The following is an 11,621-nucleotide window of genomic DNA, read 5'->3' on the forward strand; positions in this document are numbered from 1 at the left end:
CGGCACGCCGATCGACCGGGCCGACGAGGACTCTCGACACGGTCCGCCGTCGACCGTCAGCCGCCCGTGTCGTGCTCGTAGCGTTCCGACACCGCCGGCCCCTCGCGCGTCCACAGGCGACGGCCGGCCCCCGTCACCAGCAACATCCCCTTCTTGAACGGCTTGTCGACGGTCCCCCAGCCGTACGCGGTCAGGCGTTCGCCGGCGACCAGCCCGGTGGAGTCAGACAGATGAACGTATCGATACCGGTCATCGCTTCGCGGCAGGCAGAGCGCCACCGAGATCGGATACGGCCGGTCGGCGTCGTCACAGTGCACGACCGCCGAGCACGCGACGGACGACTCGGCGCCGTCCAGAATCCGTTGCGGCGCACCGGGGCCGGGCGCCAGTTCGCTCAGGCCGACGAGCCCGTAGAAGGTCGCGAAGGCGATGACGAAACCGCAGACGATGTCCAGGCACCAGTTCATGCCGTCGGACCCCTCGGAGAACAGCCACCACCAGGCGAACGGCGTGAACGGGGCGATGGACGTGCCGACGATCAGATGGCGTCGATCCTCCGCCGCCCACTTCGTCAACGTCGCGACGTCGTCGTCCTGCGATCTCATGGTCACCACCGTCGGATCTGCCGTGACGCTACCGATCCCAACCGACGACGTCGACGGACGGCGATCCGATGAACGCGCCGAAGACGGTCGAGACCGTCCGCCGTCAACAGGGGTCGACCTCGTGGCGCTCGGTGATCAGCAGATGTTCACGGATCCACAGGCGACGACCGTTCTCCGGTTCGAGGAGCACTCCGTCCCGGAACAGGTCTGTGGCTGGCCCCCACCCCATGGCCGCCAAGCGCTGGCCCAGCCCCACGCCCGAATCGGTCCTGAGATGCACATATCGACGCCGCTCGTCTCCGGGCACGTCGACCCGGACCGACAGCGGCGTCGGCGAGTCGCCGTCGTCGCAGTGCACGACCGCCGAATACCGTACGGTCGGCTCGACTCCGTCCAAGACCAGATCGGGCACGCTGCGGCCACGGGACAGGTCCACGATCGCGATGCCCGCGATGATGCTTCCGAACAGGGCCACGGGGCCGAGGAGCAACTCCAGACCGAAAACGCCGAAATCGATGAGTTCCTCGATCAGCCACCACCAGACGAACGGCATGAACGGTGCGAGGCAGACCCCGATGACCCGATTCCGGCGCTCGGCCGCCGCCCACTCGGTCAGCGCCGCGACATCTCGGTCGTCGAGTCTCATGCCCTCACCGTCGGATACTCGGTGCCGCTACCGATCCCAGGCGGCCGAGAGAACGCCCGTCACCCCTCGGTGTCGGTCCACCTTCGCCGATCCATATGCGACACCCATTCGGCCCTGAAACGGGACGTCGCCACGGAACAGGTCCTCAAGCGAGCCCCGCCCCATCGCGTGCCGACGGCTCCCACGTCGAGACCGTGCGTCGCCGGAAACGGAACGTACCGACGACGGACGCGACGACCCTACCGATCCTGGATCACCCCCAGGTGCCGTCCTCGTAGCGGGACGTCGGCCCCGGGCGTTCCCTGGTCCATATGCGACGCCCGTTCGACTCCTCGAGCAGGACGCAGTCCGGGAACGGATAGTCGGACGACCCCCAGCCCATGGCCTTCAAGCGCGTCCCGACGACGAGGCCGGGCACCTCGTGGAGCAGGACGAACCGATGAGGGGTGTCGCCGGGAATGTCGATGCGGACGGACAGCGGATACGGCGAATCGCCGTCGCCGCGATGCACCACCGCCGAGTACACGATGGATGGATCGGCGCCGTCCAGGATCCGCTGAGGAAAAGAGCGCCCGCGCGACAGGTCGAAGATCGCGGAGCCCAGCAGGATGGTCCCGAACAACGCCACGGGGCAGAGGATCACCGCCCCCCAGATGCTCTCGGACGGCTCGAACTCCGTGAACAGCCACCACCAGGCGAAGGCCGCGAACGGTGCCGCGCTGACTCCGAAGATCCGGTATTGACGCTCGTCTTTCGCCCATTCCGTCAGCGTCGCGATGTCCTTCTTGCCCAGCCTCATGACACCAGCTTCGAGCGCCCCGCACCGCTACCGATCCCACTTCTCCGGGGAGCGACCTCGAGGACACTCCGGCACCGTGTCGCGGTCCGCAGGAGCGGATGACACCCGGGGCCCTGTGCGTGGGCCCCGCATCCCGCCGCGCGCTCACCGTCGACACGTGGCGGCGTTGTCGCATCAACCCCGGTGTACTTCCGCCCTTGTCACCCACCGCGTGGAGGCCGCTCAAGACCGACAAAGATCCATATCTAACCGAACGCCTCCGGCGTCCTCCAGCGTGCCGTTCCACCGCCGGGCACTCCGCGGCTCCACCATCGACGGCCGGTCTCCGACTCGTACAGCGTCACGTACCGGAACGGCGTGCGCTCTGTGGCGAAGCCGACGACGGTCAGATTATCGCCGACGCGAAATCCACTGTCGATCGACTCGTTCGTCCAGCCGCCGTAAGGAGCGGGAGCGTCGACCATGATGGACACCTCGTTGGGAGAATCGCCGTTGGCGCGGACGACGGTGCCCGTCAGGCGGATGGTGGGTCGACCTCCGGCGAGGATCCGCGCGGGGGAACCGGCCCGCGGAATCCACAGTGGCAAATACTCCGCGACATAGAGGGACGCGAACAATGCCGTGCCGCTGCAGATGAATCCGAGTGTGAGATTGCCTGGGATGACTTGGAACATCCAGTAGCAGGGGAACGGTAGAAGCGGCAGCAGCCCGATCGCGGCCCACCGGTGCCGACGATCGGAGGCGGCGAACCGCCGCAGCACGGCCTTATCGTTCTCGTCGAGCGTCATCGTGATTCCTCCCCGCCGCCGCTCAGATGGCGTCGACGTATGGCGGCCGGACGTACGAACGCGCCCGCCCGTATGTGACGCCCGCCTTCCAGTGACGCCGACCGTCCATGATCGACTCGACGACGGCGACGCCGTGAACCGAACCCTTCCCGAAGACGCGCAGGCGGACCCGAGCCCCCTCGGTGAGCAGCCACGCGGGGTCCGCGTCCCCGACGTAGACGTACCTTTCCCCGTTCACCGGTTCGTCGAGCCCCATCGACCATCCGAAAGGGTCGTCGCCGCAGGTCTCCGCCATCCTGCCGGTGACGACCACCGTCGGCCCCGCACCCGCCAGCACGCACGCGACGCCGCCCGAACCGCCCAGGATCGGGCGAACCGTCCACACGAGTTGGACGACCATCGCACCCGTCAGGACGAGAACCCACCACGGCAAGGCGTCGACGTCCACGACGAACACCGCGAGAACGAGCACCAACACCGCCACCGGGCCGAGCACGAGCGCCGACACGACGACGCCCGACCATCCGCCCCGCCGGGAACGCATGGCCCCCAGCGCGGCGCGATCCTCGGCGGTGAGCCGGAATCCGGTGTCGGCCATCGGGTCCTCCTCGATTCGATGCCACACCGTAACGAGAGTCGGGGCCTACCGATCCCAGGCCGCCGGGGCGTCGGCCCGCCACGGACCGACGCCCCGGATTCACCGTCCGATCAGCCGGTCACGTCGATCCGGCCGAGCCGCCGCGTCGCGCGTGTCACGGCGACGTACAGGTCGTTGAGCCCGTGCCGGGACTCGGCGACGATGCCGGGCCCGTCGACCACGACGACCGCGTCGAACTCCAAGCCCTTCACTCGATCGACCGAGGAGATCACGACCGGCTCGGTCAGGTCACCGGCGACGTCGAGGCCGAGCGCGCCCGCCAGCGCGAGCTGACGTCCACGAGGGACGATCACACCGAGGCGGCCGTCCCCGATGAGTTCGCGCTCCCGGTCGATCGACGACGCGAGCTCCCGAACCAAGGCGGACTCGGACACGAGGACGCGCCACGGCTCATCCTCCACATCGCGCACCGCGCGCGGCACCGACAAGCGAGGATCAATGCGGCTCAACACCTCTGCGGCAACCGACATGATCGACGCGGGCGTCCGATAGCTGACCGTCAACTCACGGAACCGGTAGCGGTCGGCGACGTACTCCCCGAGCACCTCGTCCCACGACGAGGCGCCGTGCGCGGCACCCGTCTGGGCGAGATCTCCGACGACGGTCAGCGAGCGGGTCACGCTGCGGCGCATCACCATCCGCCAGGCCATCGGCGACAGTTCCTGGGCCTCGTCGACGACGATGTGCCCGAACGTCCACAAGCGGTCCGCCGCCGCGCGCTCCGCCGTCGTCGCTCCGCTCGCGTCGACATGGCGTTCTCCGAGGATCGCGGCGTCCATGATGTCGGTGACCAACAGGATCTCGGGGTCGTCCTCGTCCTCGACGTCGATCGACGCCGATCCGGCGGCGATGTCGAGGACACCCTGCGCGTACGCGGCCCGTTCGGCGCGACGGCGCTCCTCGCGATCGTTCGCGGCCGAGCCGTCGACCTCGCCGAGCAACTCGGCGGCCTCGTCCAGCAGCGGAATCTCGGACACGCTCCAGCCCGACCGGGCGGGACGCAGCAGGTCACGGCGTTGCGCGGCGGTCAGGTCCGGTGCGGCCGAGGCGATGCGCGCGTCGGTGCCGAACAGTCCCGCGACGAGTTGCTGCGGGGTGAGGACCGGCCACAACCAGTCGAGAACGGCCTGGACGTCGGGTTCGACGGCGAGTTCCGCGGCGACTTCGTCCACGTCCGCCTCGCCGAGAAGATTCTCGCCTCCGAGCGGATCCTCGCCGATGCGGTGCGCGACCTGCGCCGCGAGTGCCGCCAACACGGCGGTGACGAACACGGCCCGGGCGCGGTTGTGGGGGCGATCCGTGGATCGGGCGGCGGCGCGCGCCTCCGCGATCTCCTCCGGCGTCAACAGCAGCGGCCCGTACTCGGTGTCCATGTCCACAGACGAATCCGGGACCCGTTGCCGGTCCGCCACGGCACGCCGCATGACCTCCACCATGGATAGATCGCCCTTGATCGCGGCGGCCCCCTCGACCTCCGGACGGTCGGCGGACTCCCCCGGATACAGGTCACCGATCGTGCGCAGCAGGACGTCGGTCTCGGCGAGGCCCGGCAGGACGTCGCCGATGTAGCGGAGGAACGTCGGCGAGGGGCCGATCAACAGGACACCGCGCTTGGCGAGTCGATCGCGGTGTTCGTACAGCAGGTACGCGGCGCGATGCAGGGCGACGGCGGTCTTGCCCGTCCCCGGCCCGCCCTGCACGACCAGCACACCATCCAAACCGGACCGGATGATCGCGTCCTGTTCGGACTGAATGGTCTCGACGATGTCTCGCATCCGCCCGGTGCGATCGGCCGTCAGCGCGGCCAACAGCGCCGCCTCACCGGTGACCTCCTCGCGCCACTCCGAGCGGGGGGCCGACAGGTCGAGCACCTCGTCGTTGACGTCCGTGACGGTGCGCCCGCTGGTGTGGATGTGCCGACGACGACGCACGCCCTCCGGTGCCGCCGCCGTCGCCTGGTAGAACGGCCGCGCTGCGTCGGCGCGCCAGTCGACGAGCAGCGGTGGCTTGGAGCGATCCGGGTCGAGCAGACCCGTCCGGCCGACATAGCGAGTCACGCCGTCGTCGAAGTCGAGTCGACCGAAGCACAGTCCGTACTCGACGGAATCCACTTCAGACAATCTGCGGCCGTACATGGCCACCGTCATATCGCGTTGAAGCATTCGCTGGTCGGTTCCGTCGTTGTCCCGACGCGCCGCCGCGAGCCGGTCAAGAAGAAGTTCTCGCAGGTCATCAAGCCGCCGATACAACACGGACACATATTCTTGTTCCGATCGCATTTCCGTGTCGGACGTCGCGCTAACGCGATTTGACAACGCCTCATCCCATCTGGTAGCATTCGTGCAATCGAACGCCATAGTGGGCGTTCTTTTTTTGTGCGCAACCATTGAAGGTATCAGCATCGCGAGAGTTTCCGCGTTGAGCGGTCGCCGCGCGACCGCGGCCGATCGATGGGGACACGAAACGGCCCACGCGAACAGGCGAGTTCGACGCGGGCCGTCCTTGGGTTCGACGTGGGTCAGCCCAGCAGGGCCTGCCATGTGATCGGGCCGACGACGCCGTCGACCGTCAGTTTCTTCCGGGACTGGAAGGTGCGTACGGACGTGTCGGTGCCAGGCCCGAAACTTCCGTCGACCGTGGTGGCGATGCCGTGCTTGGACGACAGCGAGCGCTGGATTCCCTTGACGGCCTCTCCGGTGTCGCCGTTGCGACGGGTGAGGACGGTCACCGCCCAGGTCTTGGGGCCGACGACGCCGTCGACCGTCAGATTGAGGCTGGTCTGCAGCGCGCGCACCGCGGTGTCGGTCGCCGGACCGAACGAGCCGTCGACGACGACCGTCTGACCGCGCTGACGCAGCAGGTACTGGAGGGTCCGCACGTTCTCGCCGGTGGAGCCCTGGCGCAGCGTCGGCCACGTCGGTGTCGGGTCGGGGGTTCCACCGCCCAGCCCGAGGTACTGGGCGATCCCCTTGGCGTGACCTATCGCGGTGGCCTTCAGGAACGCGGAGTTCTTGAGCAGTGCCGCGTCTGCCGCCCGGTCGATGAACAGTGTCTCCGTGAGGATCGCGGGCATCGACGTCTCACGCAGGACGTGGAAGTTGGCGCTCTTCTTGCCGCGGTCGGTCACCGATCCGACCGACCGCATTCCGGCCAGGATCTGGGGGTGCATCGCGTTCTGCAGCGCCACCGAACCCGCCGATGCGGTCGTGTAGCGGTAGCTCTCGAAACCGGTGCCGCCGCCGGAGTTGATGTGGACGCTGACGAACAGGTCGGCGCCCCACGAGTTCGCGTCGGAGGAGCGGTAGGCGAGGGTGCGGCTTATGTCGGTGGTGCGGGACATCCGAATGTCGACGTCCCAGTTCGCGTTGAGGTGGTCGCGGACGCCCAGAGCGATCGCCAGGGTGAGGGCCTTCTCCTGCAGACCGTTGCCGACCGCGCCCGGGTCGGTGCCGCCGTGACCGGGGTCGATGTAGACACGGGGCAGGGCCGAGATCGTCGGCTCGGCCAGCGCCCGGCCGATGCCCAGAAGCGGAACGGCGGCCAGGCCGCCCGCCGCGATGAACAGTGCACGACGTCGACTCATTGCTGATTTGGACATGAATACCTCACGCTTGAGCAAGAAGGTCGCGGCCTGGCAGGGGACGCCGCGATGCGGATTGTTCGAACGGATCGAAAATATTCGATCTTTGGGAGTCGCGTCAACCCTCTACGACATCTGCTCACTCAATGAAGATTTTTTACGGAACCGTCGCCGTCGGACCGCGACCGACCCGTCACCTGCGGGTACCCTACTCCGAATAGTCCACTATGAACCTGCCACCTTACGATCGTCCATCCACTGCGGACACGCCGGAGGGGCCGCTGAGAGCGCGGTCCCTCCGGCGACGACGGTCGGCTCAGGCGACGATCGACACCATCCGGCCCGGTACGACGATGACCTTGCGCGGAGGCTTCCCCTCCAAGGTCGCCGCGATCTTCGGCAGGGCCAGTGCCTGCTCCTCGACCTGCTGCGGCGTCGTCTCGGCCGGCACCTCCAGGCGATCGCGAACCTTCCCGTTGATCTGCACCGGGTAGGTGACCGTGTCCACCGTCAGGTAAGCGGGATCGGCCTTCGGGAACGGCTCGTTCGCCAGTGAATGCGTGTGACCCATGCGTCGCCACAGTTCCTCCGCGATGTGCGGCGCGAACGGCGCGGTCATCAGGACCTGCGCCTCGGCGACTGAACGCGGCACCGGCGACAGTCCCACGACGTGGTTGTTGAACATGATCAGCTTCGCGATCGCCGTGTTCATCCGCAGATTGTCCACATCGTCACGAATGCCCTCGACCGTGCGGTGCTGCAGTTTCAACGTCTCGGCGTCCGGCTCGACGTCGGCGACGATCACCTCGCCCGTCGCCTCGTCGATGATATTGCGCCACAGGCGTTGCAGGTACCGCTGCGACCCGACGACGGCGCGCGTCTCCCATGGACGCGACACGTCCAGTGGACCCATCGCCATCTCGTACATACGGAAGGTGTCGGCCCCGTATCGGTCGCACATCTCGTCGGGGGTGACGACGTTCTTCAGGGACTTGCCCATCTTGCCGTGCTCGCGGTTGACCTTCTGACCATTGTAGAAGTACTCGCCGTCAGCCTCCTCCACCTCGGCGGCGGAGACGTAGGCGCCCCGGTCGTCGGTGTAGGCGTAAGCCTGGATCATTCCCTGGTGGAACAGCTTCCGGAACGGCTCGCGGCTCGACACGTGCCCCAGGTCGAACAGGATCTTGTGCCAGAAACGGTCGTACAGCAGATGCAGGACGGCGTGCTCCTGACCGCCGATGTACAAGTCGACCCCGCCGACGTCCTCCGCCGAGCGCGGACCCATCCAGTACTGCTCGTTGACCGGGTCGGCGAACACCTTGTCGTTCGTCGGATCGGTGTAACGCAACTCGTACCAGGACGAACCGGCCCAGTTCGGCATCGTGTTCGTCTCGCGGCGGTACTGCTTCGGCCCATCGCCCAGGTCCAGTGTCACGTTGACCCAGTCCGTGGCGCGACCCAGCGGCGGCTCCGGTGAGGTGTCGGCCGCGTCGGGCTCGAAGGTGCGCGGCGAGAAGTCCGCCAGTTCCGGCAGTTCCACCGGCAGCATCGAATCGGGCAGGGCGATCGGGCGATCGGTCTCGTCGTAGACGATCGGGAACGGTTCGCCCCAGAACCGCTGCCGAGAGAACAGCCAGTCCCGCAGCCGGAAGTTGACGGTGCCGTGACCGCTGCCCCGCTCCTCCAGCCAGGCGATGACGCGGGCCTTCGCCTCAGGGGTCGAGCGACCGTCCAGGAATCCGGAGTTGACGGCCACACCGTCGCCGCCGAAGCCGCGCCAGTCCGTGTCGTTTTCGGGGTCGACGACCTGGACGACCGGCAGCGCGAACGCGTCCGCGAAGGCCAGGTCACGCGAGTCGTGGCCGGGGACGGCCATGATCGCGCCGGTGCCGTAGCCGGCCAACACGTAGTCGGCGATGAAGACCGGGACGGGGACGCCGTTGACGGGGTTCGTCGCGTACGCGCCGGTGAACACCCCCGTCTTCTCCTTGGCGTCGGCCTGCCGTTCCATGTCCGTCTTCGCGGCGGCGACGCGCCGGTATTCGGCGATCGCGTCGCGCGGCGTCGCCGCACCGCCGGTCCACAGCGGATTGACGTCGACGGGCCAGGCGTCGGCGGCCAGGGCGTCGACCAGGGAGTGCTCGGGCGCCAGGACCATGTACGTCGCGCCGAACAGCGTGTCCGGCCGCGTCGTGAACACGCGGATGTCGCCGGCGTCGGTCGCGAAGTCGACCTCCGCGCCGGTGGACTTGCCGATCCAGTTGCGCTGCATCAGCTTCGTCGACTCCGGCCAGTCAACGTGGTCCAGGTCGGTCAGCAGACGGTCGGCGTAGGCGGTGATGCGCATCATCCACTGCCGCAGCGTCCGCGTGAAGACGGGGAAGTTGCCGCGCTCGCTGCGTCCCTCGGAAGTGACCTCCTCATTGGACAACACCGTGCCCAGGCCGGGACACCAGTTGACGGGGGACTCGGCGACGTACGCCAGGCGGTACCCGTCGACGATCGCGCGACGGGCGTCGTCGCCCAGCTCGGACCACGACTCGGCACCGGGAACGGCGCGTTCACCGGCCTCGAACTGCCGGATCAGCTCCTCGATCGGACGAGCATGGTCGGCGTCGACGTCGTACCAGGAGTTGAAGATCTGCAGGAAGATCCACTGTGTCCATTTGTAGTAGTCGGGATCGGACGTCGCGAAGGTGCGCTTGGTGTCGTAGGCCATGCCCAACCGACGCAGCTGCTGGCGATAGCGGTCGATGTTGCGTTCCGTGATCCCGGCCGGGTGCTGCCCGGTCGCGACGGCGTACTGCTCCGTCGGCAGGCCGAAGGCGTCGAACCCCATCGCGTGCATGACGTTGTGACCGGCCATCCGCTTGTACCGCGAGTAGCAGTCGGTCGCCACATAACCCAGCGGGTGACCCACGTGCAGCCCCTCACCCGAGGGATACGGGAACATGTCCATAACGAACAACTTCGGCTCGTCCGACTTCGGATCCGCCGGATTCGCCAGCGGCCCCGCCGGATCGGGGGCACTGAAGATCTCGGTCGCCTCCCAATGGTCCTGCCATCGCCGTTCGATCTCATTCGCCAGTTCGGCGTCATATCGATGAGGTGTTGATTCGGGAGCGCGTGAGTCACTCATGGTGGTCCTATCGGTTCGAGAAAGACGTAATCTGGGCATAAAAATGCCCCTCGCATAGGAGGGGTCGCCGTGCTGTCGAAGAAGATCGATTCAGCACGGCCCGCTAAGAAGCAGCGCACGCCAGTTCATGCGTGCAGTGTACCGCAACCGACCTGCGACGTCATCACCGTATGAACCTCGTAGCCCTACGTGAAAGTCCCTCCATTCCGCGACGGCGCGAATGGTCTGACACCCGAGGGGTCAGAAATTATTGACCGGACTGGTCATGCTTCTCATCACAGACAATTTGACAGACTTGAAACGATAACCAGCCCATGAGAATCCCGACCGGTGAGCACCGGTCGACGAGCCGGCGAGCTCGGTTCGATTCCTTTAGCGATAGGAGGACGCCGGTGACCGCACACCCCATCGGCTCGACGACCGAACCCTCGGTCCCAGCGATGAACGGGCAGGAGTTCGCGGACGCGACGGAAGCGATCGTCACGAACATCGAACGGGTCATCGAGGGCAAGACCGCGATCGTGCGACTCGCCCTGTCGGTGTTGCTGGCCGAAGGGCACCTGTTGATCGAGGACGTGCCTGGGGTCGGCAAGACGATGCTCGCCAAGGCGATGGCGACGTCCATCGACTGCACGGTGCGCCGTATCCAGTTCACCCCCGACCTGCTCCCCAGCGACGTCACCGGTGTGTCGGTGTTCAATCAGGACACCCATGAGTTCAGCTTCAAGCCGGGCGCCGTCTTCGCCAACATCGTCGTCGGCGACGAGATCAACCGGGCGTCCCCGAAGACGCAGTCGGCACTCCTGGAGTGCATGGAGGAACGGCAGGTCACCGTCGACGGGCGCACCTACCCCCTGAGCACCCCATTCATGGTCATGGCGACGCAGAACCCGATCGAGATGGAGGGCACCTACCCGCTTCCCGAGGCGCAACGCGACCGCTTCACCGCCCGCGTCGCCATCGGATACCCGGACGCCCGGGCGGAACTGGCGATGCTGGACGCCCACGGGGCGTCCAACCCGATGGAGGACCTGCGCCCCGTCGTCGACGACTCGACGATCCGCCGCATGATCGGCCTGGTGCGCTCGGTGCACGTCGCCGACACGATCAAGGAGTACGCCGTCGCGCTCGTCACCGCGACCCGCCAGGCACCCGACCTCCGACTCGGCGCGAGCCCCCGCGCGGGCCTGCAACTGCTGCGCACCGCGCGGGCCGTCGCGGCCTTCGACGGACGTGACTTCGTGTTGCCGGACGACCTACAGGCTCTCGCGGTGCCCGTCCTCGCGCACCGAGTGATCTCCACATCGGACGCACAACTGGCGCGGCGCACCACCGACGCGATCATCGCCGACATCGTGCATCGCTTGCCCGTCAACGCTTCGCGCGGCCGGGACCGTCGATAGGTC

General features: G+C 67.3%; 9 protein-coding genes. 1 reads left to right on the top strand and 8 read right to left on the bottom strand.

The features are described from left to right. Window positions 1–56: 56 nt before the first annotated feature. The 8 genes from ACM9NP_RS01745 to leuS all read right to left on the bottom strand — a co-directional run bounded on the left by ACM9NP_RS01745 (window position 57) and on the right by leuS (window position 10,215). Window positions 57–605 (bottom strand): hypothetical protein, encoded by a 549-nt coding sequence (locus ACM9NP_RS01745; RefSeq protein WP_415644756.1) that lies wholly within the window; start codon window positions 603–605, stop codon window positions 57–59. A 103-nt stretch (window positions 606–708) separates the two neighbouring features. Further along, entirely contained in the window at window positions 709–1,251 is a 543-nt protein-coding gene (locus ACM9NP_RS01750; RefSeq protein WP_415644757.1) for a hypothetical protein, read from the bottom strand. A gap of 253 nt (window positions 1,252–1,504) precedes the next feature. Continuing rightward, a complete protein-coding gene (locus ACM9NP_RS01755; RefSeq protein WP_415644758.1) occupies window positions 1,505–2,050 on the bottom strand; it encodes a hypothetical protein in 546 nt (181 codons plus the stop codon). Between the two features lie 245 nt (window positions 2,051–2,295). Continuing rightward, window positions 2,296–2,838, bottom strand: a complete 543-nt coding sequence (locus tag ACM9NP_RS01760) for a hypothetical protein (protein WP_415644759.1) — start codon at window positions 2,836–2,838, stop codon at window positions 2,296–2,298. A 22-nt stretch (window positions 2,839–2,860) separates the two neighbouring features. After that, window positions 2,861–3,436 carry a hypothetical protein gene (locus ACM9NP_RS01765; RefSeq protein WP_415644760.1) on the bottom strand — a complete coding sequence of 192 codons (576 nt, stop codon included), beginning with the start codon at window positions 3,434–3,436 and terminating at the stop codon, window positions 2,861–2,863. 110 nt (window positions 3,437–3,546) lie between these two features. Then, window positions 3,547–5,775, bottom strand: a complete 2,229-nt coding sequence (locus tag ACM9NP_RS01770; protein ID WP_415644761.1) for a HelD family protein — start codon at window positions 5,773–5,775, stop codon at window positions 3,547–3,549. Between the two features lie 239 nt (window positions 5,776–6,014). Beyond that, window positions 6,015–7,079 (bottom strand): N-acetylmuramoyl-L-alanine amidase, encoded by a 1,065-nt coding sequence (locus tag ACM9NP_RS01775; RefSeq protein WP_415644762.1) that lies wholly within the window; start codon window positions 7,077–7,079, stop codon window positions 6,015–6,017. Between the two features lie 313 nt (window positions 7,080–7,392). Continuing rightward, entirely contained in the window at window positions 7,393–10,215 is a 2,823-nt protein-coding gene (gene leuS / locus ACM9NP_RS01780) for a leucine--tRNA ligase (RefSeq protein WP_415644763.1), read from the bottom strand. A 440-nt stretch (window positions 10,216–10,655) separates the two neighbouring features. On the opposite strand from leuS, the gene ACM9NP_RS01785 reads away from it, so the two are divergent. Continuing rightward, window positions 10,656–11,618 carry an AAA family ATPase gene (locus ACM9NP_RS01785; RefSeq protein WP_415644871.1) on the top strand — a complete coding sequence of 321 codons (963 nt, stop codon included), beginning with the start codon at window positions 10,656–10,658 and terminating at the stop codon, window positions 11,616–11,618. Window positions 11,619–11,621 lie beyond the last annotated feature (3 nt).

Origin of the sequence: Stackebrandtia soli, from assembly GCF_965137155.1 — a bacterium.
Taxonomy (GTDB): Bacteria; Actinomycetota; Actinomycetes; order Mycobacteriales; family Micromonosporaceae; genus Stackebrandtia; species Stackebrandtia soli.